Raw genomic sequence first — 26,327 nt, 5'->3', positions numbered from 1 at the left:
ACGCTTCGGCACGCCCGCCGGGCGCTCAGCCCTGCAGGAAAGCGGTGTCGAGGTCGGCGGCGGTCTGGGCCAGGTGGAACAGGGCGAGCGCGGCGGCGGCGCCGGGCGCGTCCAGGTAGCGCTGGATGGCGGCGGCGATGTCGTCCAGGCCCACCGCGAGCAGGGTGCGACGCAGCTCGGCCAGGGCGGCCGCGCCATCGCGATGCTGGAGGTGGCCGGTCATGCCCTTGCGTTCGAGCAAGTCGAGCAGGGCGGCGAGCGCCTTCAGGTGGACCGGCTGCGGCTCGCGCGGGGCCGGGGCGCTGCGGCCGCCGAACAGGCGTCCGAGCCGCGCCGCCAGGGTCGGCCGCGCCGGGCCCCGCTCGAAGTCGAGCGACACGGCCCGCACCGTGCCCCCGTGCGCGACCGCCAGCGCGAACGGTTCCAGCAGGCTGGCGCCGCCGCTGCGGTCGAGGCGCGCCAGCACCGCTTCGATCGGCTGGCCGGACGCGGCCCAGGTCTCCAGGTTGGCCAGGCGCTCGGCCTTCCAGGGCTCGTAGGGCAGGCGCAGCAGCAGGCGCGCGCCGCCTTCGTCGAGCAGGGTCCAGCACAGCTGCTGGCGGATCTCGTCGAGGCGCGGCGCATCCCAGGCGGCCGGCCGCAGCAGCACCGTTTCGATGGGTTCGCCCAGCAGGCCGGCGCCGCCGCGCACCGCCTCCCCCAGCACGGCCCAGTTGCGGTAGCCGGCCGCGCGCCAGCGCACGTCGTCGCGCGAGAGCGGGCCTTCGGCGTGGGCGCGGGTGGCGCCGCCCAGCGCCAGGCGCCCATCGTCGGACAGGCGCGGCGCGTCGAGCCGCAGCACCGTCCCGCCCAGTCCGGACGGCGACGCGGCGCCCGGCCACAGGGGCGTCAGTTCCCAGGCGCCGGCGCGCGAAAAGCCAGGGTCGGCGCCGTCGCGGCGGGCGCTGACGGCCTGCACGATCCGGCCGCCGTCCAGATCCCAGAACGCGGCGCTCAGGCCGCGCGCGCCGCCACGCTGTTCCCACCAGTGGGCGCCCAGCGGCAGCAGCGACAGTGTGGCGCCTTCGCCGAAGCTGCGCTGGCGGGCTCCGCGCAGGCGCGCGAGCGCCGGGGCGGACGGGGATGCGTGGTCGAGCGCGTGCGCCAGCGCGGCGATGCGCGCGGCCAGGCGCAGGGCCTGGACTTCGTCGGCGCCGTAGTCGCGTCGCGCCAGCAGTTCCGCGGTGCCGGCCAGGCTGCGCAGCAGGCCGGCGAGCTGCGGCAGGGACTCGACCCGCGCCGAGGTCGCCAGCGCGCGCAGCTGGGGCGCCGCCATGTCGCTGACGTGCGACCAGCCGCTCTCGGACAGCTCGACGACCAGCGCCCGCGCCTGCGCCAGCAGGCGGCGCTCATCGGGCGAGAGGCCGGCGGCGGGCGCCGCCGCTGCCGCCGCGTCGGCCGCGTCGCCGGGCCAGGGCAAGCTGCGGCCGTGCGCGCGCCGTACGGCGGCAATGGCCAGCAGGTGCAGGGCGGCGCGGCTCGACGCCGCTGCCTCGGACAGCATGCCGGCGAAACCGGCGCCGGCGATGTAGCGGGCGTCGAGCCCGAGGCCGGGCAGCCGGACCAGCAGCGCGGCGCCCTGGACCGTGAGCTCGGCGTCGCCGGCCTGGGGCAGCAGTCCGGCGGCCTTGCGCACGGCGGCGCGTCCGGCCGCCTTGCACAGCGCATCCGGATCGAGCGCCAGCACCTCGGCCAGAACGTCGGGCGCTGCGGCTGCCGGTTCGGCCGGGGCAGCAGGGGTGGCGTCGTCCTGTCCGGCTGCCGGCCCGGCGCGCAGCCACAGCGCCGCCGCCAGGATATGCTTGCAGACCTCCGGAGCGGGACAGTCGCAGCGCGCGAAGGCCGGCCCGCGCCCGTCCACCGCGACGCGCTGGCCGTCGGCGCGCACCGCGCCGCCGGTCTCGCCAGGGGGCTCGTCCCAGGCCACCTTGCCGGCCTCGACGTCCTTCACGGCGCGCCGCAGCAGACCGCCGCTGCCCAGTGCGGCCAGGGCCTCGTCACCGAAATTCCGGTACACCGCCTGCCAGTTCATGATCGTGCGCGCCCCATGTCAGCCCATCACCTCGGCCAGCCATTCGGCAAAGCGGGTGGGCGTCAACGCCGCCACCTGCATGCCGCGGTCCGCCAGCCGCTGCGCCATCGCGCGGTCGTAGACCGGCAGGGCGGCCTGGTCCAGGGCCGCCAGCCCGAGCAGCTTCACGCGCGACTCGGCCAGGCGGCGCACGCTGGCCAGCATGGCGCCCGGCGGCGCCCCATCCTCGAAATCGCTGACCAGTGCCAGCACGGTGCGCTGGGGCGACTGCACCAGCTGCTCGCAATAGCGCAGCGCGCGGCCGATGTCGGTGCCGCCGCCCAGCTGCACGGTCAGCAGCACCTGCACCGGATCGTGCGCCATGTGGCTCAGGTCGACCACATTGGTGTCGAACAGCACCAGTCGCACGCGCACCGCGGGCAGGCTCGAGAGGATGCCGGCCACGATCGCGCTGTACATCACCGAGTCCAGCATCGAGCCGCTCTGGTCGACGCATAAAATCACGTCCCAGGGCAGGTGGCGCTTGATGCGGGCATTGAAGCGCGGCCGCTCGATCAGCAGCCTGCCGCTGGACGGGTCGTAGTGGCGCAGGTTGGCGCGGATGGTGGCGCGCCAGTCGAAGTTCTGGCTGCTCCTGAGCTGCGACTGGCGGAAGCGGTCGCGCCGCCCCTGCAGCGCGTTCACGAATTCGCTGCGCAGCGTGCGCGTGATGTCCTCGACCACCTTGCGGATCACGCTGCGTACGGCATCCAGCATGGCGCCGCTCAGCCGGCCGCGCATCTGCAGCAGGGTGCGCGCCAGTGCCTGGTTCGGTTCCAGCGACAGCAGGGTGGCCGGATCGTTCAGCAGCTCCGACAACTGGTAACGGTCGAGGGCGTGGCCCTGGATCCGTTCGTACACCTCGCGCGGGAACAGCTTGCGGGTGCGCTCCAGCCAGTCGAGAGCGCGGACCTGGCTGGGATCGAGGGAGCCGCCCTGGCCGCGTTGCCGCCCGGGACCCAAACGCAAGCCCCTGCCTTCGTACTCGCGCCCGTACAGGTAGTCGAGCGAAAGATCGAGCTCGCGGTCGCGCTGGTCCTGCAGGGCGTCGTCCAGCTGCTCGCCGGCGTAGCGTCCGAGCACCAGGCGCCAGCGGCGCGCCGCGTCCTTGCCGCTCATGGCGCCCCTCCCGTTGCCCAGTCGGTCAAGCCATCGCGCGCCAGGCATTCGGCCAGCGCCAGCTGCAGTGCGCTGCCGGCCGCCAGGTCCGCTTCCGAGATCGCGTAATGCGCCTCGGCCAGCGAGGCGTCGAGCCCGGCATGGGTCTGCGCCAGCACCCCGGCCAGGCGCGCCGTTTCCTGCGGCTTGAGCTGGGCGAAGGCCAGGCGCAGGTCGGGCAGGTGGGCGATGAAGGTCTGCTCGTCCCAGGCATCGAGGATGCGGTCGAATTCCTGGCGCAGGCGTGACAGGGTCAGCAGCAGCTCGGGCGCGGCCGCCATCATGCCGGACAGCGCCCGCACCGCCTGCCCGGCGCTGGCCCCGGGGCCGAAGTGCGGCAGCAGGGCGGCGCCCAGCGTCTCTTCATCCCAGGCGCCGTCGAGGAACAGGAGGGCGCCGGCGGCGCTCGCCACCGCCGGCGCGCCGTCCACCTGCGCGAGGCGCTCCAGCGCGGCGATCCACGGTTCCGGCGCCAGCAGCTCCGGCAGGGCGCGAACGAAGGCGCGCAGCGAGACCAGGCTGCGCACGGCATCGAGGTCCTGGCCTTCCCCGGCCTCGGCCAGGCGTGGCAGCAGGTAGAGGGCGGCCGTCCAGGCGCGCAGCAGCAGCGCGCCCAGTTCCGGGCTGTCCTGCATGCCCAGCGGGGCGCGCGCACGGCGCAGGCTCAGGAGCTGGTGCGCGCACTCGATGACCGAGGCCGGATCCGGATCCTCGTCCAGGTGCCTGGCGAGCAGGGACAGCAGGGCCGGCACCTGCGGGTGCAGGCCGATCACGCAGGCGCGGGTGAGCAGGCGCACGGCGGCGCTGGCCGAGCGCGCCTGGCCCTGGTCCGCCAGCGCCGCCTGTTCGCGCCGCAGCCTGGCGAGGGCGGCCGCCGCCAGGGTCGGACCCAGCGCGGCCAGCTCGATCAGGCGCGCTTCGACCAGCGGGGTCCAGGCCACTTCCCATTCCTCGATCAGGAGTTCGAGCCCGCTGCCGGCAGCGAAGTCGGGGCCGGATCGCCAGCGGCCCGGGGCGCAGCCGAGGTAGTCCATCAGGTGCAGGAAGCGGCTGCGCTGGCGGTGCCGCGCCTTGCGGTAGAGGTCGAGGCGCACGGTACGCGGGCTGCTGTCGTCCAGGCGCAGCCCATGCAGGCCCGCCTGGCGGCGGGCGTCCTCCAGCAGCGGCGGCGAGCCGCTCGAGGGCGGGATGTCGCCCAGCGCGCTGCCGCCGAAGAAGCGGCGCAGGTCGGCGGCGAAACCGGCCGTGCCCTCGTCGGCGGCGCCCTTCACGAAACAGGAGCGGACCGCATCCAGCACGTCCTCGCGCCCCGGCCCGGCATGCCCGCGCAGCGCCGCCAGGCGCGTGGCCTGGAGCAGCGCGGCCTGCGCGTCGGCGGTCGAGAGTTGTTCGGCCAGGCCCTGCTCGCGGGTGCGGCGCGCCAGCCGGGTGAGGGCCTCTGCCGCGACCGCGTGCAGGTCGGGTGCGCCGCCGGCGGACCGGGCGCTGTCCCAGACCCACTGGTGCCAGGCCGGCGAGGGCATGCCGGCCGCGTAGCCGTTCAGGGCGTCGAGCCGGTCGAAGCTGTAGCGTATCAACCAGTCGCGCGCCGGCGGGACCCCTGCCTTTTTCGCGCGCGCTGCCTTGGCGGGCGTTGAAGCGGGATCGGCTTCGGCCAGCATCTGCTGCAGGGCGATCGTATGAAAGCCGCCGCTCACCACGACGATCGGGCCGGCCGCGGCGCTGTCCGGCAGGGCGTGGCGGCGTGCGCGGTGCTCGCGGATGCGGGCGGCCATGTGGCGCTCGCGCGGCAGGCTGCCTTCCGCTTCCAGCACTTCCGGCTCGTAGTCGGCGCGCGCCATCGCGCAGTAGGCGAACACGTCGGCGAACAGGCCGCGCCAGTCGCGCAGGCCGGCGGCCGGGCGCAGTTCGAACAGGTGGTCCCACAATTCGTCCTGGTCGCGGCAGCCGCTGGCCGCCGCCAGCGCCTTCAGGTAGGCGCTGTGCGCCAGGTAGCGTTCCGCCATCAGGCTGGCCGCGCCGTCCTGGGCGCCGTCTTCCGCGCCATGGCGGCGGCCGGGTGCGTCCCAGGGCAGGTCGATGAAGGCGGTGGCGGCGCCCAGCTCCGGCGCCAGGCGCAGCGCGATCCATTCCGGGCTGTAGTCGCAGAAGGGGAAGAAGGCGCTGTGCGCGGGCGGCAGCTCGCCGCCGTCCTCGCCGGCCTCGGCGTCGCGCGGCGTGGCCTGGGCCTGGCTGAGGATCGCCACCGGCGGCCGCGTGCGTGCATCCTGCAGCAGCGGCAGCAGGGCGTCGAAGCTGTCCGGGCCTTCGATCAGGATGGCGGACGGGCGCAGCTCGCGCAGCATTGCCTGCAGGGCCAGCGCGCAGGCCGGGCTGTGGTGGCGCACCGGGACGAAATACAGCTCGTCCATGCGCAGCCGCGCCAGGCCTTCCCTGACGGGCTCCGGCAGTGCCGCATGCGCCGCGAAGCCGCTCATCCCCACAGGCCGGCGGCCGCCTCGTGGAAGGCTTTCCAGGTGTCGTCGCGGCGCGCCCGTTCGCGCACCACCGTGTCGAAGTAGTGCTGCACACGCTTGATGTCGTCGGCGCCGTCCTTGGTCAGCACGCCCTGAAGCTGGTTGGCCAGTTCGCGCGGCGTGAGCCGCCCGCCGCCGAGGTAGCGCGCCTCGAGGGCGGCGGCGTAGGCGACGTTGACGGCTTCGGCGGTCGACATCACGGTGTCCGGCGTGCGGATCGGCGTGCCTTCGCGCGTGCTGCCCGAGCGCAGTTCCTGGAACACGGTGACCAGCAGGCCGACCACGTCGCGTTCCAGGCGGGTGGCAACCCCGGCGCCGTCGAGGTCGCGCTGGACCTGGGCCATGATCAGCTCGACCTCGAAGGCGTGGTCGCGGATCGGGCGTACGGTCTCGAAATTGAAGCGGCGCTTGAGTGCCGAGGACATCTCGTGCACGCCGCGGTCGCGCAGGTTGGCGGTGGCGATCACGTTGAAACCGCGCCGCGCGTGCACGCGGCCGGCCTCGCCCAGCTCCGGCACCATCAGCTGCTTTTCCGACAGCAGCGAGATCATCACGTCCTGGATCTCGGGCGGGCAGCGGGTGATCTCCTCGAAGCGCACCAGCTTCCCTTCGCGCATGGCGGTGTACATCGGCGAGGGCACCAGCGCACGCATGCTCGGCCCCTCGGCCAGCAGCAGGGCGTAGTTCCAGGCGTAGCGGATGTGGTCTTCGGTGGTGCCGGCGGTGCCCTGGATGGTCAGGGCCGAGTCGCCGCTGATGGCGGTGGACAGCAGCTCCGACAGCAGGGACTTGGCGGTTCCCGGCTCGCCGACCAGCATCAGGCCCTGGTGGCCCATCAGGGTGACGATGGCGCGGTCGACCAGCGGGTCGTCGCCGTAGAACTTGCGGCCGACCTGGAGCGCCGGATCGCCGAGGATGAAGCGGCGCACCGCGCGCGGCGACAGGCGCCAGCCTTCCGGACGCGGATCCTGGTCGTGGGCGCGCAGCCGTTCGAGTTCGTCGCGGTAGCGGACTTCGGCGCTGCTGCGCAGGGCGTCCGCTTCGCCCGGGGCGGGGGTGGTCTGGATCATCTTGCTCAGTGTCCTCAGTGTTCTCTACCAGGGCATCTTGCGTTCCCACTCCGGATCGAAGGCGCAGGAAGCGGCCACCGTGTGGTAGTCGCCCCAGGCCTCGGCCAGCAGGATGGGTGGAACCTTGTCGAGCTGCAGCGGACCGTGGCCCGAACGCGCGGACAGCGGCAGGAAGCTCAGGGATTTCAGGGCGGCCGGCATGTTTTCCTCGGGAAGCTGGCTGCCGGAGAATTCGATCGCCACGCGAATGCCGATCGCGGCGAAGTCCTTGGTGTACTCGAAGAACACGCCGCCGTCCTCGGCCGAGCCGCGCTGGTAGCCCAGCTTGCCGAAGGCATTGCGCAGCGTGAAGGTGTCGCTGGTCCAGCCCAGGCGGTCGCCGATCTGCGTGCTGCCGGCGTCGAACGACGGCAGGCGGCGTGCGAGCTGGTCGAACAGCGGCGCCACTTTGTAGTCCTTGAAGTGGGCCTGCCAGGCATGCACGCTTTCTTCGTCCAGCATGCTCGCGTGCGCCAGCGCCACCCGTGCGTCCGCGGGCAGCGCGACCTCGTCGTCGGCGGCGTCGATCAGGCTGCCGTCCTCGCTGGGACGGAACAGCACGGCGGCCCGGCCATCGTCGCCGAGCCGCGCCCACAGCAGGCGCTGCGCCAGGCGGCCGACGATCGGGTGGCGGCGGATGAATTCTTCCCACTCGGCGGCCGGCCAGGCGCGGCCCGCGCACATGGCTTCGTACAGGCGCGCCTGCTGCAGGTCGAGCACCTGCTTGAGCTCCTTCTTGCTGGCCGAGAGCTGCTGCTTGCCTTCCTTGATCGCCTCGGGCGGATCGTCCTGGCGCGCGGCCGGCAGCGCGGCGACGGACTTGCCCTCGCTGTTGCGCAGCGCCAGCCTGAGACCGGCGTCCAGCACCACCGTGTAATCGCGCGCGCCGTAGCGGAGCGTCATCCGGCCGGACTCGTCCAGGCCGGCGGTGGGCACCGTGCGGTCGGCCAGTTCGTCCTGGGTCCAGCCATTCCGTTCGGCGATGCGGACCACCAGGTCGCGCGCCTTCTGCTGCACCGAGGCCGTGCGGTAGCGCCGCGCCACCGCGAGCATCAGCTGGATCACCGCCGGCTCGCGCGATACCGCGGCCGCTTCGAGCATCGCCTCGATCTGGGCGCGGCGCGGATAATGGTCGCGCATGTATTGCTGGATGGCGGCGACGATCTCGTGGCCCGGGGCGCCGAAACTGAGCGCCAGGATGCCTTTCTCGCCGATCGCGCTGCCCAGGTATTCGGCCAGCTTCTCGCGCTTGAGCTCCTCGAACACCTGCTCCGGCGTCAACTTGCCCTGGGCCTCGTAGAACTGCGGGTACTGTTTCGCGCACTGCTGGTAGTACTTGTGTCGCGCCGGCGCTTCGCGGGCGGCGTGGTCCATCGCTTCGTCGAGCGGCGGATGACGGGTGTCGCGCGCGATGAACTGCAGCAGCATGAAGCGGCCGAGGGCGGCGCGGCTGGCCGGGTCGAACAGGCCGAGATAGCGCTCGAGCAGGGCGTTCGCGGCCGGCTCCTTCAGCTTGGCGGCCAGGATCACCCACCAGCGCACGATCTCGGGATCGACCGGGCTGCCGTCCCGCCAGGCGCAGGCGGGCAGCTGTTCGAAGGGGAACCACGCCAGGCCGGCCGGCGGTTTCGCCTTCAGGCCCTTGCGCGCCTGCTTGAGGAGGACCTCGGGCGCCAGCCGCGGCGACAGGTCCTGGCCGAGTTTTTCCAGCGCCGTCATCAGCTCGGCGCTGACGGTCTCGCGCGTCTCCTTGTCGAGCGCCGCGTTCAGGGCCGGAATGGAAGCGCGCAGCAGGCCATTGCTGTCGCCGAGCCGCGCCAGCCAGCGCGCCGCCTCGATGCGCACCTCCTGGCGGTTCGACGCCAGCGCATCGATCACGCGCCGGCCGATATCCGGCAGCCTGTCCAGCACGCGCTGGGCGGCCAGGCGGTGGGTCTTGCCCTCGCCGAGCGCGAGTTCCATCACGCGCGGCAGCCAGCGCGCCGGCAGCACCGGGAAGGTGGCCAGCACCGACAGCGTGTGGCCGAGGTCAAGCCCGGCGTAGCGTTCGCGTGCGGCCTGCGCCGTCATGCCCAGTCCTTCGTCGATCAGCGCCGGATACTGGGCCAGGCAGGGCCAGATCCGGTCGGGCGGGAGCACCGCCTGCGGCAGCATCTGCGGGTCCCAGCTCTGCTGCAGGCAGCGCGCGGCGAAGGTGCCCGGCTCGAAGCCGCAGCGCACCGCCGCTTCCTCGATCCGGCGCAGGTCGACCTGGGCAGGGTCCTGGCGCCGCAGCCAGGCCTGGAAGTGCGGATGGGCCCAGGCATTGTGGCCGTGGCGGCCGTGGCGCTGCCAGCGCAGGGCCTGGAGCAGGCCATAATCGGCGCGGCCCTCGAGCCGTCCGCCGAAGGCCAGGGTCTCATCGACGCTGGGGTTGAGCAAGACCTCGGCGCCCTTGGCCTCGCCGTTCAGGGCCTGCAGCGCGGCGCGCAGGTGATGCTCGCCGAGCGTGAGGTAGGTGGCGTAATGCCTGCGCTGCCAGCGGAGCTCGTGTTTCGAGGTCTTGGCGGCGGCCGCCTCGGCCTCGGCGGCGCGCTTGAGCTGCTCGGTCAGCTGGACCCGGTTCTCCAGCAGGAGATCGAAGGCATCCTCTCCCAAGCGGGTTTCCTCGAAGGGCGGGAGCGGCGGCGGTTCGGGCAGCTCGACTTCGGCGGCATCGCTGGCGGCGTGGATGCGCGACAGGGCGGCGCGGATCGCCTGTTGCGCCGGCTTGCTCGCTTCCTGCTCCAGCGCGGCTTCGAGGATGGCCGCAGCGGCGGGACCCTGCAGGCGCGCCAGGGCGTCGGCGGCATTCGCCCGCTCTTCCCCCGAGCCGCTGCGCAGCACGGCGTCGAGCAGGCCAGCGGCCTGGTCGCGGTCGATGGCGTCCAGATGCCGGGCCGCGGCCGCGCGCACGGTCTTGCTGTCGCCCACGGCCAGGCGCACCAGCAGCGCCGCGTAGCGCTCGCGCAGGGAGACGCTGCCGCCGATGCGATTGGCGAGCAGCACCTTGCCGGATGCCGACAGCGCCTTTGCCGTGGAAGCCACGTCGTCCGGATGCGCCAGCATGTAGTCGTCCAGCGCGCCGGGCGCCAGCAGGCGCTTGTAGACCTCGTCGAGGTGGTAGGAAGAGACTTCGCGCCGCTCGAACACGACTGGCAGCGCCATCGCGGCCGGCAGGCCGGCGTCATCGAGCAGGGCGCGCAGGAGGCGCACGTCCCAGGCCGGACGCTCGGGTTTCGCCCGCTGGCCGGCATGCGTGTCGATCGAGGCCGCCAGCGCATCGTTCAGCAGGTATTGCAGCCAGTCCGGCGCGCTCGATCCCGTGCGGTCCAGGTGCTGGCCGCGGTCGGCCGCCTCCAGCACCTTGCCCAGGCGCGCCAGCAGCGCCACGACACCCGGCTCCAGCGTGAGCCGCTCGTACAGTTCGTTGCGCGCCGCCAGTCCGGACTTGATCTTCGACTGCACCTCGGCGCCATGGCCATGGCCATGCCAGCCCCAGTACAGGCGCCCGGGCGAACCGAGCAGGATGCCGGCGCCGGGCGCATGCGCCTGCAGGTCGAGCAGCACCGCCTCGTCGGCGCCCTTGGCGACAAAGGCCGCGGCGCGCGTGGCCAGCGCCGGATCGATCTCGGCCAGGCCGGCAAGGCCGCGGCCGATCAGGCCGGCGTCGGAAGACAGGAAATTGATGGCGCTATCGAGGGCGCCGAGCAGGGTCTTGAACATGGCGTTGGCGGACGAAGGGACTGCCCATGCTGCCATGGAATGGCAAGAAAAACAATATTGTTCAGCCTGCACGCGTCTTTCGGCGCCGAACCGTGTTCATCATTTTCATCAAATCGTTCTACCATGGGGGCTGGCACACCACCTCAGCCGCCGAACCGGCGAAAGGATTCAGAGCATATGGACGAACCCCAGGAAATCAATGGCACACGGCGCGGACTCCTGATCGCCGGCGCCGTCGGCGCGACCGCGGCGGCGCTGCCGGCCGGCGCGCACGCCCAGACCCCGGGCGCAAGCGCGTCGCAGGCGGCGTCGACCCCGGCCCCGGTCACGGCCAGGGTCGCGCTGCGCGTGAACGGCCAGCGCTACGAGAAGGACGTCGATACCCGCACCACTTTGCTCGACCTGCTGCGCGAACACCTGCAGCTGACCGGCACCAAGAAGGGCTGCGACCAGGGACAGTGCGGCGCCTGCACCGTGATCGCGGACGGCCGCCGCATCAATTCCTGCCTCAGCCTGGCGCTGATGCACGAGGGGTCGGACGTCACCACCATCGAGGGCCTCGGCACGCCGGACCGGCTGCATCCGCTGCAGGCGGCCTTCGTGAAGCACGACGGTTACCAGTGCGGCTACTGCACGCCGGGCCAGATCTGCTCCGCCGCGGCGATGCTCGAAGAAGTGAAGCAGGGTATTCCGAGCCACGTCACAGGCGACCTGAATGCGCGCCCGCTGCTGTCGCCGATGGAGATGCGCGAGCGCATGAGCGGCAACATCTGCCGCTGCGGCGCCTATTCGAACATCATGGACGCCATCGGCGAAGTCGCCGGTGCCAAGAGCGCGGGAGGCGAGGCATGAGAGCGTTCACCTATCAGCGCGTGCACACGCCGGCGGAAGCGGCGTCCGCGGCGGCCGGCAGCACGAATGCGCGCTTCATCGCCGGCGGCACCAATCTGCTCGACCTGATGAAGCTGGAGATCGAAACGCCGGCCCACCTTGTCGATGTCAACGGCATCGGCATGGACCGCATCGAGCCGACCGGCGACGGCGGCCTGCGCGTCGGCGCCCTGGTGCGCAACACCGACCTCGCGGCCGATCCACGTGTGCGGCGCGACTACGCCGTGCTGTCGCGGGCGCTGCTGGCCGGGGCCTCGCCGCAGCTGCGCAACAAGGCGACCACCGCCGGCAACCTGCTGCAGCGTACGCGCTGTCCCTACTTCTACGATACCAACCAGCCCTGCAACAAGCGCCGGCCGGGCAGCGGCTGCTCGGCGATCGGCGGTTTCAACCGCCACCATGCCATCGTCGGCACCAGCGAGGCCTGCATCGCCACCCACCCGAGCGACATGGCGGTGGCGATGCGGGTTCTGGACGCCGGTGTCGAGACCGTGCGCGCGGACGGCAGCCGGCGCACGATCCCGATCGCCGATTTCCACCGCCTGCCGGGAGACACCCCGCACATCGAGCATGTGCTCATGCCGGGGGAACTGATCACCGCGGTGACGCTGCCGAAACCGGTCGGCGGCCGGCACTTCTACCAGAAGGTGCGCGACCGCTCCTCGTATGCGTTCGCACTGGTGTCGGTCGCGGCCATCGTCCAGCCGGACGGCAGCGGCAGGCTGGCCCTGGGCGGCGTCGCGCACAAGCCCTGGCGCCTGCCCGCGGCCGAACAGCTGCTGCCGCGCGGCGGCCGGGCGGTGACGGAACAACTGCTGGCCGGCGCCCGCGTCAGCCAGGACAACGCATTCAAGCTACCCCTCGTGCAGCGCACGATCGACGGCTTGCTGCTCGAGGCAAGGAGGACCTGAGATGAAATTCACGACTGCCGCCGGCACCAATCCGATCGACCGCCTGAAGGTCGTCGGCCGGCCCACGGACCGCATCGACGGGCCATTCAAGACGACCGGCACCGCGCCCTATGCCTACGAGCAGAACAGGGCCATTCCCGACGCCGCCTACGGCTACGTGGTCGGCGCCGCCATCGCCAAGGGCCGCATCGTCTCGATGGACATCGGTGCCGCGAAACGCGCGCCGGGCGTGCTCGCCATCGTGACGGCCGACAGCGCGGGCAAGCTGGGCAAGGGCAAGTTCAACACCGCCAGGCTGCTCGGCGGGCCGGAGATCGAGCACTACCACCAGGCCGTGGCGCTGGTGGTGGCCGAGACCTTCGAACAGGCGCGTGCCGCGGCCGCGCTGCTGAAGATCGAGTATGCGAAGGGCAAGGGTGAATATGACCTGGCCAAGGCCAAGGGTGGGGCGAAGCTGGCGAAAAAGGAAGACAAGCCTGAAACCCGTACCGGCGATTTCAATGGCGCCTGGGCCGGCGCGCAGGTCAAGCTCGACGGCACCTATACCACGCCCGACCAGTCGCATGCGATGATGGAGCCGCATGCTTCGATCGCGAAGTGGGAAGGCGACAAGCTGACGCTGTTCACATCGAACCAGATGATCAACTGGGGCATGAAGGACCTGGCGAAGACGCTCGGCATCCCCGAGGAAAAGGTGCAGCTGGTCTCGCCCTATATCGGCGGCGGCTTCGGCGGCAAGCTGTTCCTGCGTTCGGAAGCGCTGCTGGCGGCGCTCGGCGCGAAGGCGGCCAGGCGGCCCGTCAAGGTCACCTTGCAGCGCGCCCTGATGTTCAACAATACCACCCACCGCCCGGCCACCATCCAGCGCATCCGCATCGGCTGCACGCGGGAGGGACGGATCACGGCGATCGCGCACGAGAGCTGGTCGGGCGACCTGCCGGGCGGCCAGCCCGAAACGGCCGTCAACCAGACCCGACTCCTGTACGCGGGACCGAACCGCTACACGGCGCTGCGCCTGGCGGTGCTCGACCTGCCGGAGGGCAATGCGATGCGCGCGCCGGGCGAGGCCCCGGGCATGATGGCGCTGGAGATCGCAATGGACGAGATGGCGGAAAAGCTGAAGATGGATCCGGTCATGTTCCGCATCATCAACGACACCAGCGTCGACCCCGAAAAGCGCGAGCGCAAGTTCTCGCAGCGGCGCCTGGTCGACTGCCTGCGCCAGGGCGCCGAACGCTTCGGCTGGAACAAGCGCAATCCCGTGCCAGGGCAGGTGCGCGACGGGCGCTGGCTGGTCGGCTACGGCATGGCCTCGGCCTTCCGCAACAACATGGTCATGACCTCGGCGGCGCGGGTGCGCCTGGAGCGCGACGGCAAGGTGACGGTGGAGACCGACATGACCGACATCGGCACCGGCAGCTACACCATCATCGCCCAGACCGCGGCCGAGATGATGGGCCTGCCGCTCGACCAGGTCGTGGTGCGGCTGGGCGACTCGAACTATCCGGTGTCGGCCGGCTCGGGCGGGCAGTGGGGCGCCAACAGTTCGACCGCCGGCGTGTATGCGGCCTGCGCCAGGCTGCGCGAGATGGTGGCGCAAAAGCTCGGGCTCGACCCGGCGACCGCCGAATTCACGGATGGGCAGGTGTCGGCAGGCGGTAACAGCATACCGCTGCGCCAGGCGGCCGAGGGCGGCGAGCTGAATGCCGAGGACAAGATGGAATATGGTGACCTCGACAAGAAATTCCAGCAGTCGACCTTCGGCGCCCACTTCGTCGAGGTCGGGGTCGATGCCGTCACCGGCGAAGTCCGCGTGCGGCGCATGCTGGCCGTGTGCGCCGCCGGCCGCATCCTGAATCCGAAATCGGCGCGCAGCCAGGTGATCGGGGCGATGACCATGGGTGTCGGCGCGGCCCTGATGGAAGAACTGGTGGTCGACCAGCGCATCGGTTGCTTCATCAACCACGACCTGGCCATGTACGAGGTGCCGGTGCATGCCGACATCCCGCACCAGGAGGTGGTCTTCCTCGACGAAACCGACCCGCTCTCCTCGCCGATGAAGGCCAAGGGCGTGGGCGAACTCGGTATCTGCGGGGTCGGGGCGGCGGTCGCCAACGCGATCCATAACGCCACCGGCGTGCGGGTGCGAGACTACCCGATCACGCTCGACAAGCTGTTGTCGAAACTGCCGACCGTGGCGTAGGCGCAACCGGCGGCGAGAGAATCGCCGCCATGTGACTTTTGGAGAGCATCTGGGCGGGCAGGGATAGTAGTATGACGAGCGTCAACCCAACGGAGTCGAATGTCATGCTCACCGTCGAAACCCTGGACCGCCCCGAGGCGGCAACCGATGAATGGCTGCGCCTGGGCGTGCGCATCGTCGTCAGCGGGCGCGACGGCGCCAACAGCCAGGCCGTGCTGCAGCAGGTGCTGGCCCTGTTCTGGCCGAGCGCCGAACTGTACGACTTCTACGCCACGCCCTATCCGCGCCTGCCGGAAGCGACGGTGCTGCGCATCGCCTTCGACCTGCCGGCCTCCTATGCGGCGGGCGTGAGCGGGATCGTGCAGAGCATCGGCGGCTCCGGCTGGACCGTCGACATCTATGAAGACGGCGAACAGGCCGCCTGCTGGAAACCGGAACACGGCGCCTTGCGGCCGCTGTGCGAGCACTTCCATTCGGCCGAGATCAACCTGATTCCTTCGTCCCACCTGGCGGCGTTCCGCAAGTCGGCCGGACCGCGCCTGCTCCAATAAGGCTGCCCGGCGAGCATGCGATGAGCTGGCAAACCACCATCGAGATCGCCACCGCCGGGCGCGGCACGCGCGACATCACCGCCGCCGTCGCCGAGGCAGTGAGCGCATCCGGCCTGCGCTGCGGGCTGGCCCACATCTTCGTGCAGCACACCAGCTGCTCGCTGACCATCACCGAGAACGCCGATCCCGACGTGCGGCGCGACCTCGAGACCGTGATGGCGCGCCTGGCGCCCGACGGCGACCCGGCCTACCGCCACGATGCCGAGGGCCCCGACGACATGGCGGCCCATGCCCGCAGCATGCTGAGCGCCACCGGCCTGAGCGTACCGGTCGGCGGCGGCCGCCTGCTGCTCGGCACCTGGCAGGGCATCTACCTGTGGGAACACCGCACGGCGCCGCACCGGCGCCGGATCGTCATCACCGTCCTTGGTGACTGAGGTGCAAGCCGGCTTGTTCTGCATCCCCGCGGAAATTGTTCTATAGTTAAGGCAACTATTCGGGAGCAAATGGTATGAGCTGGACTTCGGTGTCCTCGGCTGGCGGCGGCCACGCCAACGAGGACCATGTGTTGGTTTTCGAGCGCGGGCAGCTGGACGACATCGTGGTGCTGGACGGCGCCACTTCGGTCGCGGGCCGGCACTACATCGACCAGGACCAGGGCGACGTGGCCTGGTTCGTGCAGCGCTTCGGCGCCGCCTTCGGCCGGACCCTGGCCGCCCACAGCCCCCAGGAACAGGCGGTGCGCGCGGCGCTGGACGAGGTCCGTGCCGATTTCCACGAACGCACGGCTGGACTGGCCGTACCGATGTATGCCTGGCCGATCGCGGCCATGACCTGGATCCGCATTCTGCGCATGCCGGGGCAGGCCGCGCCAGAACTGATCGTCTACTGCCTCGGCGACTGCAAGACCCTGCTGCTGCGCCCGGACGGCAGCGTGCAGGACCTCGACCCCTGGGTGAATCCGCAGGAGGCGGTGCTGCAGGACGCCATCGCCGCGCTGGCGCGGGACGGCGTGGTCGATCCTGCCGCGCGGCGCGAGCGCCTGCTGCCCATGCTCAGGCGCCGCCGCGAGGAACAGAACACGGCGCCGATGCCGCAGTCGCTGTGCCTGGCGCCGGCCGGTCCCTTCGCGGCGCGCCGCTATTCGCTGCGGGCCGAAACCGGCTCGCTGTTGCTGGCGATGACGGACGGCTTCTACCGGCTGGTCGATCCCTACGGCCTGCGCAGCGACGCCAGCCTGGCCCAGGATTGCGTGCGCTTCGGCCTGGACGGCATGCTGGCCGCGCTGCGCGCCCACGAACGGGCGGCCGGCGCCGGCACCGGCATGGCGGTCAAGCAGGCCGACGACGCCTCGGCCGTGGCCTGGCGTTTCGATTGACCCGCAAATCACGGAAGGAGCACGGCGATGGACGAGCAAAGCCAGCAGGACCTGATCGACCGCTACCTGGCGGCCTATAACGCCTTCGACATCGAGACCATGCTGGCCCAGCTCGATCCGGCGGTCCGCTTCGAGAATTATTCGGGCGGCCAGCTGACCGCCGAGGCCAGCGGCATCGACGCCTTCCGGCGCCTGGCCGAGCAGTCGAAACTCCTGTTTTCGGAGCGCGAGCAGCGCATCGTCGGCCTGGTGCGCGAGGACGGCGCGGTGGTTGCCGACATTGCCTGGCGCGGCCGGCTGGCTGCCGGTGTCCCGGACGGTCCGGCGGCCGGCACCCTGCTCGAGATGCGAGGCCGCTCCGAATTCGGTTTCGGCGCGGGCGGCATCGTCAGGATCGTCGACCGCAGCTGATCCGCGCCGGGCCCCGGCTGCGGCTAGCGCGTGCGCGGTCCGTGCTGGCGCAGGGCGGCCAGCAGCAGGCCGGCGTCCGCCGGCTTGACGAAATGATGGTCGAAGCCCGCCTGGCGCGTCAGTTCGCGGTCGCCTTGCTGGCCGTAGCCGGTCAGGGCGATGTAGAGGGCGCCGCGGCAGGCCGGCTGCGCGCGCAGGCGGCGCGCCAGCTCGTAGCCGTCCATGCCGGGCATGCCGATGTCGAGGATGAAGGCGTCCGGCGCGGCCGCCGGCGCCGCCGCCAGGGCGCTGCGCGGATCGCTGAAGCTCTCGACCTTGTGACCGGCCGCGGCCAGCAGGGCGGCCAGCATGGTCACGGCATCGATATTGTCGTCGACCAGCATCAGCGACAGCGGGGCGCCGGCGCTGGCCGCACCGCCATCCGCTGCGCCGCCGCCGGCGCCGTCGCCGCACACAGCCAGCGGCAGTTCGACGGCGAAGCGGCTGCCATGTCCGGGGCCGTCGCTGTGCGCCTGGATCTGGCCGCCGTGGGCCAGCACGATGGTGCGCGCCAGCGCCAGGCCCAGCCCGAGGCCGCCCTGGGCGCGGTCCGGCGTGCGTGCGCCCTGGGTGAACAGGTCGAACACATGCGGCAGCAGGCTGGCCTCGATGCCGCTGCCGTTGTCGGTCACCGCGATACTGGCGTGCGCGCCGCGGTGTTCCAGCGTGACCGCGATCCGTCCGCCGGCGGCCGTGTATTTGGCGGCGTTGGCCAGCAGGTTCGCGAACACCTGGATCAGGCGGGCGCGGTCGCCCAGCAGGACGGCGGATTCGCCGTCCGGTCCGAGCGCCAGCGAGAGCGCATGGCGGCGCGCCGTGATCAGCGGCTGCACCTGCTCGGCAGCGCTGAGGATCACGCTGCGCAGGTCGACGTCGATTTTCTCGTACTGCACCATGCCGCGCGTTACCCGTGAGACGTCCAGCAGGTCGTTGACCAGCGAGGTCATGTGGTCGACCTGGCGTCCGATCACGTCGGCGAAACTGCGCACCTTGGCGGGATCGGCCGACGCGATGCGCAGCACCTGGGCGGCGGCACTGATCGGCGCCAGCGGATTGCGCAGCTCGTGGGCCAGCATCGCCAGGAACTCGTCCTTGCGGCGGTTGGCGTCCTGCAGCGCGTCCTCGGCCAGCTTCTTTTCGTGAATATCGGTGTCCGTGCCCAGCCACTTGACGATGCGGCCGCCGGCGTCGCGCAGCGGCAGGGCGCGCGCCAGGATCCAGCGGTACTCGCCGCTGTGGTGGCGCAGCCGGTACGTCATCTCGTAGGGTTCGCCGCGCGCCACGCTGCGCTGCCAGATCTCGCGTCCGGCCTGGCGGTCGTCCGGATGCAGCACCGCCTCGGCCCAGCGGTCCCCCTCGACCTCGCCCGGGCGCAGGCCGACGAACTGGTCGAACTGGTCGTTGTGATAGTCGATGCTGCCGTCGGGCAGGGCGGTCCAGACCATCTGCGGCATCGCGTTGGTGATGGTGCGGAAGCGCTGCTCGCTGGCCAGCAGCTCGTCCTCGAACTGCTTGCGCTCGGTGACGTCGCGGGTGGTGCCGGCGACCGCTTCGACTTCGCCATCCGGCCCCAGCACCGGTACGAAGATGTAGTCGTAGAAGCGGCGCCCGAAGGTGCCGTTGAAGGGCACTTCGCCGCGGATCGGCCGTTTGGTGGCCTTGACCTGCTCGATTTCGCGGCCATGCATGTCGGCGTGCCAGTCGGGATAGCCCAGCTCCAGGCAGTTCTTGCCGATCGACTCGTCCCAGCTCTTGCCCCACATCTGCAGCAGGACCGCGTTGGCGTAGATGAAGCGGTGGTTCAGGTCGAACACGTAGACCAGGTCGGGCGTGGCCGACAGGATCGCTTCGTAAAGGCGACGCCGGCGCTCGGACTCGGCGGCCACCGCGGCCAGGCGCTGCTGGGCCAGCGCATCGCGCCGCTCGCTGTCGCGTTCGCGCAGGTGGCGCAGCACCACCAGCGCGGCGAGGTCGGAAAAATACGCGATGTCGTCGCCGAGGCGTGGGTCGGGGACGCAGGCCGCGCGGTGGTAGAAGGCGAGCGTGCCGATCACGCCGCCGCCCGGCGCATGCAAGGGGAAGGACCAGCAGGCATGGATGCCGTGGGCGCGGGCCAGGGGCAGCCAGGCCCCCATGCGCGGCTCGGCAGCGATGTCGTCGACGATCACGGCCTGGCGCAGGTGGGCGGCGCGGCCACAGGCGGCCTCGCCTTCGCCCACCGGCACCCGTGCGAGCGCGGCGGCGAGGCTGTCGTCCATCCCGATCGACGCGGCCAGCAGCAATTCGTCCTTGCCCGGCCCGGTCACGTAGATGGCCGCCATCGTCGCGTCGCCGGTCAGGCGGCAGGCGGCCTGCAGCAGGCTTGCGGTCAGGGTCCCGAAAGGCGCATCGCGCACGGCGAGGGCCAGGACGTCCTTCATGCTTTCGAGGTTCAAGCGTTCCTGCATCTTCCCACCGCCTGGCAATTATTCGAAGGAAACGATTCTAGCGCAGCTGCAGACGGGCAAAACCTTATATTTTGCGCATAGTTTGCCAAGACCTGTTGCGGGTGAACGACGTGGCTGTATGCGCTGGAACAATGCATATGGATTCAGCGCACCATTCGTGTCGCGGGTTTTCCGGACTGCGTATTATCATTAAGGATACTCATCGCACAAGAAAGGGCTACCATGAACAAGGATAAAGGCTTCCGCCTCTCACGTCTTTCGGAACACAAGCAGCGCGCCCGCCGCGTCCGCATCGGCGTCGTGCTCGTGCTGTGTGCGTTGCCTGTGGCGATGGCCCTGGCAAAATCCACCCTGGGCATCGTCCAGACCGCGCCGCTCTGACGCCATGAAGGCTTCCCCACACGTTCAGGACCAGGGCAGCCTCGCCAGGGAACTGGGCCGTGCCCTGCTTGGCGCCGGCGCGATCCTGCTGGTGCCGCTGGTGGCGATGCGCTTCACGCGCGAAGTCGACTGGGGACCGCTCGATTTCGCCGTCGCCGCGATGCTGCTGGCCGGTATCGGCAGCCTCCATGTCCTGCTCACCCGCAAACTCCGCTCCGCGCCGCAGCGGCGCGCCATCGGCGGCGGCCTGCTGCTGGCCCTGCTGCTGCTGTGGGCGGAGCTGGCGGTCGGCATCTTCGGCAGCCCGATCGCCGGCAGCTGAGCCGTCCTTCCCTTACCCCGCCGGTTGCGCGCCGAAGCCGACCGCCAGGCGATTCCAGCTGTTGATCGCCGAGATGGCCAGGCTCAGGTCGACCATTTCCCGCTCGCTGAACTGTTCCCGCAGCGCCGCAAAGTCAGTGTCCAGTTCCTGCTGCCGGGCCAGCCGGGTCAGGGCTTCGGTCCAGGCCAGGGCCGCGCGCTCGCGTGGACTGAAGAAGGGTGTTTCGCGCCACACGGCCACCGCGTACAGGCGCCGTTCCGACTCGCCGGCCTGGCGCGCATCCCGTGAATGCATGTCGACGCAATAGCCGCAGCCATTGATCTGGGAAGCGCGCAGTTTCACCAGTTCGAGCAAGCTGTGCTCGAGACCGGATTCGCGGACATGATTTTTTCGACGCCGAGCAGGGCTTTGTAGGCGGCGGGCGAGGCTTTAGCAAAATCGAGGCGTTGCATGATGTTTTCTCCTTCAGGTGTGTGCTTGGCTTGCCTCCATTAGTCGAACGGGACGCCCGGTTTGTGACAGGGCCGATTAACTGTCACAATCCACTGAGCTGCCGCGTCTAATGGATATGGACACAAGCATCGACATCTTCCAGCGCCTGCGCCCGCGCCTGTTCGGCATCGCCTACCGCATGCTGGGCGTGCGCGCGGACGCCGAGGACATCCTCCAGGAAGCCTGGCTGCGCTGGCAGCACGGCGGCGCCGTCGAGGCCCGCAGTCCCGAAGCCTGGCTGGTCACCGTGGTCACGCGCCTGAGCATCGACCGGCTGCGCGGCGCCATCGCCGAGCGCGAACGCTACGTCGGCCCCTGGCTCCCGGAACCGCTGATCGGAGAAACCGCCGACCCGCCCGAGGCCGCGCTGGAAGCGGCCGGCGACATCTCGACCGCCTTTCTATTGATGCTGGAGCGCCTCGGGCCGGAAGAGCGCGCGGTGTTCCTGCTGCACCAGGTGTTCGAGTTCGACTACGGCGAACTCGCGGCGATGCTCGGCAAGACCGAGGCGGCCTGCCGCAAGATCCTGCAGCGTGCGCGCGAACGCGTGCGCGCGGCGCGGCCGCGCTTCGAGGTCGGGCGCGAGCAGCATCTGGCGCTGTTGGGCAGGTTCATCGAGGCTGCGCGCTCGGGCGTGCCGGAGCGGGTGCAGGAACTGCTGACCGCCGACGCCAGCTACATGGGCGACGGCGGCGGCAAGGTCAAGACCACCGTGCGGACGGTGCTGGGCGCGGAACGCGTCGCGCGCCTGGTGGTCGGCATCGAGCGCAAATGGACCGGGCAGGGCCGCCACCAGCTGATCTCGGTGAACGGCGCGCCCGGGCTGCTGACCTGGCGCGACGGCCAGCCGGATTCGGTCACCTCGCTGGATGTGCGCGACGGCCGCATCGCCGCCATCTACGTAGTGCGCAACCCGGACAAGCTGGGCTGCCTGTCCAGCCTGCGCCCGGCCGCGTCCCCTGAGCCTCAGCGGTGCGGCGCCGCCTTGTCGGTCGAGAAGGAATAGGGCGCGTCGGCCGCCGCCGTGCCGCGGTCCCGGTTCGGCTTGTCGGCCATGTCGAAGTCGAGCCGTGCGCCGTGCATCAGTTCGTCGTGCCCGATCCAGTTGCGGCTCACCGGCTTGCCGTCGATGCGCAGGGCGTTCACGTAGCGCCGCGCATCGCTGTTGCCGGGCGCGCGGATGGTCACGCTGCGGCCGTTCTCGAGGTGCAGCACGGCTTCGGGGAACAGCGGCGCACCCAGCGCATACTGCGGCACGCTCGGCGTGACCGGGTAGAAGCCCAGGCTCGAGAACACGTACCAGGCCGAGGTCTGGCCATTGTCCTCGTCGCCGCAATAGCCGTCCGGGGTAGCGCGGTACAGGCGGTTCATCACTTCGCGCGCCCAGTACTGGGTCTTCCACGGCGCGCCGGCATAGTCGTACAGGTAGATCATGTGCTGGATCGGCTGGTTGCCGTGGGCGTACTGGCCCATGCCGGCGATCTGCATCTCGCGGATCTCGTGGATTACCTGGCCGTAGTAGCTGTCGTCGAACACCGGCGGCAGGCTCCAGACCTGGTCCAGCTTGTCGACGAAGGCCTTGCGCCCGCCCATCAGGTCGACCAGGCCGGCCACATCGTGGAACACCGACCAGGTGTAATGCCAGCTGTTCCCCTCGGTAAAGGCGTCGCCCCACTTGAAGGGGTTGAACGGGGACTGGAAGCTGCCGTCGCGGTTCTTCCCGCGCATCAGGCCGGTCTCGCGGTCGAACAGCTTGCGGTAGTTGCGGGCGCGTTCGGCGTAGATCGCGATCTCGGACTGCGGCTTGCCGAGCGCCTTGCCGAGCTGGTAGATGGCGAAGTCGTCGTAGGCGTATTCCAGGGTGCGCGCGGCATTCTCCTTGAGCCCCGAGTCGTAGGGCACGTAGCCGAGGCGCTGGTAGTCCTCGACCCCGGCGCGGCCGACCGCTTCCATCGGTCCGGCATTGTTCGCGCCATGGACGACAGCCTGCCACAGGGTCTCGACGTCGTAGCCGCGCAGGCCTTTCAGCCAGGCTTCGGCCACCACCGAGGCCGAATTATTCCCGACCATGACGTTGGCGTAGCCGGGACTCGACCATTCGGGCAGCCAGCCGCCTTCCTTGAAATCGTTCGCCAGGCCTTCCTGCATCTCGCGGTTGATCGAGGGGTACATCAGGTTCAGGAAGGGGTACAGGGCGCGGAAGGTGTCCCAGAAGCCGGTGCCGGCGAACATCGTACCGGGCAGCACCTGGCCGTTGTAGGGGCTCCAGTGGACCGGCTTGCCGGCGGCATCCAGTTCGTAGAGCTTGTTCGGGAACTGCACCATGCGGTACAGGCTGGAATAGAAGGTGCGCTGCTGGTCGATGCTGCCGCCCTTGACCTCGACGCGGCCCAGCACCTCGTTCCAGCGTTTCGCCGCCTTGGCGCGGGTGGCGTCGAAATCGTCGTTGCCGATCTCGCGCGCCAGGTTGCGCTCGGCCTGTTCCAGGCTGATGAAGGAAGAAGCGACCCGCATGCCGACCTTTTCGCCGTCGGAGGTAGCAAAGCCGACGATGGCGCCGGCATGCTGCACCTTCGCCTCGGTGCTGCCTTCGATCAGCCGGTCGCCGTCCCACACTTCGCTGCTCTTGAAGGGCTTGTCGAACTGGATCACGAACCAGTTGCGGAAGTTCTGCAGCGGCTTGCCGGCGTGCCGGGTCGAATAGCCGACGATCCGGCGCTGCTCCGGCAGGATCTTCACGTACGAGCCCTTGTCGAAGGCGTCGATCACGACCCAGGCCTGGTCGGTCTTCGGGAAGGTGAAGCGGAACTGGGCCGCGCGTTCGGTCGGCGTGAGCTCCGCGGTGACGTCGCTGTCGGCCAGGTAGACCCGGTAGTAATCGGGCTTGGAGAGTTCGGCCTTGTGCGAGAACCAGCTCGCGCGTTCGTCCTGGGTGAAGCGCTTCCTGCCGGTGACCGGCATGACGGCGAACTGGCCGTAGTCGTTCATCCACGGCGAGGGCTGGTGGGTCTGCTTGAAGCCGCGGATCTTGTCGGCGTCATAGGTATAGGCCCAGCCGTTGCCCATCGCACCGGTCTGCGGCGTCCAGTAATTCATCCCCCAGGGCAGGGCGACGGACGGATAGGTGTTCCCGTTCGAGAGTTCGGGCTTGCTGGCCGTGCCCATCAAGGGGTTCACGTAATCCAGCGGCGCGGCCTGCGCCATACTGGCGGCGAGCAGGACGGCGATCGGCAGCAGATGGCGCATGCGTTCTCCTTGTTTTCTTGTACTTGTCATTGGTAGGCGGTCTGGGTGTAGGGGCGGGCGCGCTTGTCCTTGCCCCAGGCCGTGTTCGGGGTCGCCTGCATGGTGAACACCAGTTCACCGCCGGCCAGGATCTCTTCGTGGCGCAGGTAGCTGCGCGCCAGCGCCTGGCCGTTCAGGCTCACGCTGCCGACGTAAGGATTGGCCGCCGACAGGTTCCTGGCCAGGACCGTGAAGCGCTTGCCGTTCGGCAGGTTCAGCGTGGCGCGCTCGACGAAGGGCCGGCCGATCACATACTCGTTGCTGGCCGGCGCCACCGGATAGAAGCCCATCGCGGTGAACGCCAGCCAGGCCGAGGTCTGGCCGAGGTCGTCGTTGCCGGCCAGGCCGTCCGGCGCATCCTTGTACTGGCTGGCGACGATCTGGGCCAGCCGGCCCTGGGTCTTCCATGGCGCGCCGGCGTAGTTGTACAGGTAGGCCACGTGGTGCGAGGGCTCGTTGCCGTGTGCGTAGTGGCCGATCAGGCCGGAGATGTCTTCCATGTGGGCGTAGACGTTGGCGTCGATCCTGGCGTCGAACACCTGGTCGATCTTCGCCTGCAGGCCGGCGTCGCCGCCCAGGAACTTCACCAGGCCGGCGTTATCGTGCGGCATATACCAGGAATACTGCCAGGCGCTGCCCTCGGTATAGTCGCTGCCGAAGTTCGACTGCACCGGATCGAAGGGCGTGCGGAATTCGCCGGTCGACTTGCGTGCGCGGACGAAGCCGGTCTTCGGGTCGAATACATGGCGCCAGTTCTGCGCCCGCTTGTAGTAGCGCGCGGCGACGTCCTGCTTGCCCATCTTCTCGGCCATGCGCGCGATGGTCCAGTCGTCGAAGGCGTACTCCACGGTCTTGGAGGCGGCTTCCGGCTCCAGGTCGATCGGCACGTAACCGTACTGCATATAGTATTGCAGGCCGCCGTAGGGGCCGTACTCGGCGCTGGCGGTCATGGCGCGCAGCGCCTGCTCGGGGTCGAAGCCGCGGATGCCCTTCATGTAGGCGTCGGCGATCACCGGCACCGCGTGGTAGCCGATCATGCACCAGGTCTCCAGGCCGGCAAACTGCCAGACCGGCAGGATGCCGTAGGGGCTGGCCTGCTGCGAGGCGATCAGCGAGCGCACGAAGTCGGCGTTGCGCTGCTCCGGCTGGATCAGGGTCAGCAGCGGATGCAGGGCGCGGTAGGTGTCCCACAGCGAGAAGGTCGAGTGGAAGCGGAAGCCGTCGGCCTGGTGCACCTGATTGTCGGGGCCGCGGTATCGGCCGTCGCGGTCCATGAACAGGCTGGGCGCCAGCAGGCTGTGGTACAGGCTGGTGTAGACCATGCGCTTCATCGGCTGCGGCGCCTCGATGTCGACCGCGCCCAGCGCCTGCTCCCAGGCGGCGCTGGCCTTGCTGCGCTCCTGGTCGAAGTCCCAGCCCGGCATCTCGTCGAGGTTGGCCAGGGCGCCGTCTTCGCTGACCGCCGATACGGCGACCTTCACCAGCAGCGGAGTGTCGCCGAGCTTGCCGAAGTCGAGCGCCGCTTCGAGCGCCTTGCCCTCCACCAGCACCTTCTCGGACGGGTTCTTGCCGGGCGAGGCGAAGCCCTTGTATTCGACGCCTTCCTCGCGGTTCAGCAACTGGTGCGCCTGCAGCGGACGGGAAAAGCGGATGGCGAAATAGAGCTGGCGGCCGGGCGCCCAGCCGCGCGTCTCGCGCATGCCGGTGAGGGTGTCGTGGCCGCGCAGGCGCAGGCGCAGGCGCGACCACAGGTTCTTGCCGGCCCAGTCGTAGATGCTGCTGCGCAGGTCGAGCACCACGCGCGCTTCGGCACCCGGCTTGAAGCGGTAGCGGTGCAGGCCCACGCGTTCGCTGGCGGTCAGTTCGACCTCGACCTCGTTGTCGAGCAGCTTGACGGCGTAGTAGCCGGGTTCCGCATGTTCGTCCTTGTGCGAGAAGCGCGAACGGTAGCCGCTGAAGGGGCGCTCGGGGTAGCCCGGCTCCAGTTTCAGTTCGCCGCTGGTGGGCATGAGGAGGACATCGCCCAGGTCCGAGTGGCCGGCGCCGGAGAAGTGCGTGTGCGAGAAGCCGAGGATGGAATCGTCTTCGTAGCGGTAGCCGGCGGCCCAGGGATAGCTCTGGCGGAAATGGCGGACCTGGGTGTCCGGGCTGAGCTGGATCATGCCGAAGGGACGCGTCGCCCCCGGGAAGGTGTGGCCGTCGCCGCCGGTGCCGACGAAGACGTTGACCTCGGCCACGCGGCTGCCGGCCGGCCCGGGGGCGGCCCCGGCCAGGCCGGCGCACAGCAGGCCGGCCGCCAGCGACATGGCGGTAAGTGAGATGCGCTTGCCCATAGTGTCTCCTCAGTGCAATTTAGGAAACATAGCGTGAAAATTATTC

Annotated in this window: 18 protein-coding genes and 1 pseudogene; 10 read left to right on the top strand and 9 right to left on the bottom strand. The window is 70.2% G+C overall.

The genetic code is table 11. The features are described from left to right. Positions 1–25: 25 nt before the first annotated feature. The 5 genes from AM586_RS03170 to AM586_RS03150 are packed head-to-tail and all read right to left on the bottom strand — an operon-like array spanning position 26 to position 10,673. The gene (locus tag AM586_RS03170) at positions 26–2,071 is read right to left on the bottom strand and encodes an SWIM zinc finger family protein (RefSeq protein WP_060566905.1); all 2,046 of its coding nucleotides are present in this window, start codon (positions 2,069–2,071) and stop codon (positions 26–28) included. An 18-nt stretch (positions 2,072–2,089) separates the two neighbouring features. Then, positions 2,090–3,229, bottom strand: coding sequence for a VWA domain-containing protein (locus AM586_RS03165; RefSeq protein WP_047825314.1), 1,140 nt, complete (start codon positions 3,227–3,229; stop codon positions 2,090–2,092). Continuing rightward, positions 3,226–5,745 (bottom strand): DUF5682 family protein, encoded by a 2,520-nt coding sequence (locus AM586_RS03160; protein WP_047825313.1) that lies wholly within the window; start codon positions 5,743–5,745, stop codon positions 3,226–3,228. The genes AM586_RS03165 and AM586_RS03160 overlap by 4 nt, the downstream gene beginning before the upstream one ends. Then, positions 5,742–6,854 carry an AAA family ATPase gene (locus AM586_RS03155; protein ID WP_047825312.1) on the bottom strand — a complete coding sequence of 371 codons (1,113 nt, stop codon included), beginning with the start codon at positions 6,852–6,854 and terminating at the stop codon, positions 5,742–5,744. The genes AM586_RS03160 and AM586_RS03155 overlap by 4 nt, the downstream gene beginning before the upstream one ends. A gap of 24 nt (positions 6,855–6,878) precedes the next feature. After that, entirely contained in the window at positions 6,879–10,673 is a 3,795-nt protein-coding gene (locus AM586_RS03150) for a DUF4132 domain-containing protein (RefSeq protein WP_229411180.1), read from the bottom strand. A 141-nt stretch (positions 10,674–10,814) separates the two neighbouring features. Between AM586_RS03150 and paoA the strand changes: the two genes are divergently transcribed. From paoA to AM586_RS03115, 7 genes are all read left to right on the top strand, one after another. After that, entirely contained in the window at positions 10,815–11,489 is a 675-nt protein-coding gene (paoA, locus tag AM586_RS03145) for an aldehyde dehydrogenase iron-sulfur subunit PaoA (protein WP_047825311.1), read from the top strand. Further along, positions 11,486–12,439 (top strand): xanthine dehydrogenase family protein subunit M, encoded by a 954-nt coding sequence (locus tag AM586_RS03140; RefSeq protein WP_047825310.1) that lies wholly within the window; start codon positions 11,486–11,488, stop codon positions 12,437–12,439. The genes paoA and AM586_RS03140 overlap by 4 nt, the downstream gene beginning before the upstream one ends. A gap of 1 nt (position 12,440) precedes the next feature. Continuing rightward, positions 12,441–14,642 (top strand): aldehyde oxidoreductase molybdenum-binding subunit PaoC, encoded by a 2,202-nt coding sequence (gene paoC, locus AM586_RS03135; protein WP_047825309.1) that lies wholly within the window; start codon positions 12,441–12,443, stop codon positions 14,640–14,642. A gap of 104 nt (positions 14,643–14,746) precedes the next feature. Beyond that, positions 14,747–15,193: a hypothetical protein gene (locus AM586_RS03130; protein ID WP_047825308.1), complete on the top strand. Its 447-nt coding sequence runs from the start codon at positions 14,747–14,749 to the stop codon at positions 15,191–15,193. 20 nt (positions 15,194–15,213) lie between these two features. After that, positions 15,214–15,630 carry a secondary thiamine-phosphate synthase enzyme YjbQ gene (locus tag AM586_RS03125; protein WP_047825307.1) on the top strand — a complete coding sequence of 139 codons (417 nt, stop codon included), beginning with the start codon at positions 15,214–15,216 and terminating at the stop codon, positions 15,628–15,630. 74 nt (positions 15,631–15,704) lie between these two features. Continuing rightward, positions 15,705–16,571 (top strand): protein phosphatase 2C domain-containing protein, encoded by an 867-nt coding sequence (locus tag AM586_RS03120; protein ID WP_047825306.1) that lies wholly within the window; start codon positions 15,705–15,707, stop codon positions 16,569–16,571. Between the two features lie 27 nt (positions 16,572–16,598). Continuing rightward, the gene (locus AM586_RS03115) at positions 16,599–16,982 is read left to right on the top strand and encodes a nuclear transport factor 2 family protein (protein ID WP_047825305.1); all 384 of its coding nucleotides are present in this window, start codon (positions 16,599–16,601) and stop codon (positions 16,980–16,982) included. Between the two features lie 23 nt (positions 16,983–17,005). Here AM586_RS03115 and AM586_RS03110 read toward each other — a convergent pair whose 3' ends face one another. Then, positions 17,006–19,456, bottom strand: a complete 2,451-nt coding sequence (locus AM586_RS03110; RefSeq protein WP_162600515.1) for a PAS domain S-box protein — start codon at positions 19,454–19,456, stop codon at positions 17,006–17,008. A 234-nt stretch (positions 19,457–19,690) separates the two neighbouring features. On the opposite strand from AM586_RS03110, the gene AM586_RS27960 reads away from it, so the two are divergent. Next, positions 19,691–19,849 (top strand): hypothetical protein, encoded by a 159-nt coding sequence (locus AM586_RS27960; protein ID WP_156328217.1) that lies wholly within the window; start codon positions 19,691–19,693, stop codon positions 19,847–19,849. Between the two features lie 4 nt (positions 19,850–19,853). Beyond that, positions 19,854–20,171 (top strand): hypothetical protein, encoded by a 318-nt coding sequence (locus AM586_RS03105; RefSeq protein WP_197416451.1) that lies wholly within the window; start codon positions 19,854–19,856, stop codon positions 20,169–20,171. A 12-nt stretch (positions 20,172–20,183) separates the two neighbouring features. On the opposite strand, the pseudogene AM586_RS03100 reads toward AM586_RS03105, so the two are convergent. After that, positions 20,184–20,626 (bottom strand): annotated as a pseudogene (locus AM586_RS03100) (carboxymuconolactone decarboxylase family protein). Positions 20,627–20,733: 107 nt separating this feature from the next. Here AM586_RS03100 and sigJ point away from each other — a divergent pair. Then, on the top strand, positions 20,734–21,669 hold the full coding sequence (gene sigJ, locus AM586_RS03095; protein WP_082439618.1) for an RNA polymerase sigma factor SigJ: 936 nt from the start codon (positions 20,734–20,736) through the stop codon (positions 21,667–21,669). Here the strand turns inward: sigJ and AM586_RS03090 are convergent. Both AM586_RS03090 and AM586_RS03085 read right to left on the bottom strand, forming a co-directional pair. After that, positions 21,630–23,909, bottom strand: a complete 2,280-nt coding sequence (locus AM586_RS03090; protein ID WP_047825303.1) for a GH92 family glycosyl hydrolase — start codon at positions 23,907–23,909, stop codon at positions 21,630–21,632. The two genes, sigJ and AM586_RS03090, sit on opposite strands and share 40 nt — an antisense overlap. Before the next feature lie 26 nt (positions 23,910–23,935). Next, positions 23,936–26,281 carry a GH92 family glycosyl hydrolase gene (locus AM586_RS03085; protein WP_047825302.1) on the bottom strand — a complete coding sequence of 782 codons (2,346 nt, stop codon included), beginning with the start codon at positions 26,279–26,281 and terminating at the stop codon, positions 23,936–23,938. Positions 26,282–26,327: the final 46 nt, after the last annotated feature.

Origin of the sequence: Massilia sp. WG5 (genome assembly GCF_001412595.2) — a bacterium.
Classification (GTDB): Bacteria; Pseudomonadota; Gammaproteobacteria; order Burkholderiales; family Burkholderiaceae_D; genus Telluria.
The sequence above is the reverse complement of the archived record's forward strand: the minus strand, read 5'-3'. Positions and strand labels throughout refer to the sequence as shown.

Coding starts and splice junctions, on each gene's coding strand:
- AM586_RS03170 (WP_060566905.1), bottom strand. CDS start 2,071: ATGAACTGGCAGGCGGTGTACCGGAATTTCGGTGACGAGGCCCTGGCC.
- AM586_RS03165 (WP_047825314.1), bottom strand. CDS start 3,229: ATGAGCGGCAAGGACGCGGCGCGCCGCTGGCGCCTGGTGCTCGGACGC.
- AM586_RS03160 (WP_047825313.1), bottom strand. CDS start 5,745: ATGAGCGGCTTCGCGGCGCATGCGGCACTGCCGGAGCCCGTCAGGGAA.
- AM586_RS03155 (WP_047825312.1), bottom strand. CDS start 6,854: ATGATCCAGACCACCCCCGCCCCGGGCGAAGCGGACGCCCTGCGCAGC.
- AM586_RS03150 (WP_229411180.1), bottom strand. CDS start 10,673: ATGGCAGCATGGGCAGTCCCTTCGTCCGCCAACGCCATGTTCAAGACC.
- paoA (WP_047825311.1), top strand. CDS start 10,815: ATGGACGAACCCCAGGAAATCAATGGCACACGGCGCGGACTCCTGATC.
- AM586_RS03140 (WP_047825310.1), top strand. CDS start 11,486: ATGAGAGCGTTCACCTATCAGCGCGTGCACACGCCGGCGGAAGCGGCG.
- paoC (WP_047825309.1), top strand. CDS start 12,441: ATGAAATTCACGACTGCCGCCGGCACCAATCCGATCGACCGCCTGAAG.
- AM586_RS03130 (WP_047825308.1), top strand. CDS start 14,747: ATGCTCACCGTCGAAACCCTGGACCGCCCCGAGGCGGCAACCGATGAA.
- AM586_RS03125 (WP_047825307.1), top strand. CDS start 15,214: ATGAGCTGGCAAACCACCATCGAGATCGCCACCGCCGGGCGCGGCACG.
- AM586_RS03120 (WP_047825306.1), top strand. CDS start 15,705: ATGAGCTGGACTTCGGTGTCCTCGGCTGGCGGCGGCCACGCCAACGAG.
- AM586_RS03115 (WP_047825305.1), top strand. CDS start 16,599: ATGGACGAGCAAAGCCAGCAGGACCTGATCGACCGCTACCTGGCGGCC.
- AM586_RS27960 (WP_156328217.1), top strand. CDS start 19,691: ATGAACAAGGATAAAGGCTTCCGCCTCTCACGTCTTTCGGAACACAAG.
- AM586_RS03105 (WP_197416451.1), top strand. CDS start 19,854: ATGAAGGCTTCCCCACACGTTCAGGACCAGGGCAGCCTCGCCAGGGAA.
- sigJ (WP_082439618.1), top strand. CDS start 20,734: ATGGATATGGACACAAGCATCGACATCTTCCAGCGCCTGCGCCCGCGC.
- AM586_RS03090 (WP_047825303.1), bottom strand. CDS start 23,909: ATGCGCCATCTGCTGCCGATCGCCGTCCTGCTCGCCGCCAGTATGGCG.
- AM586_RS03085 (WP_047825302.1), bottom strand. CDS start 26,281: ATGGGCAAGCGCATCTCACTTACCGCCATGTCGCTGGCGGCCGGCCTG.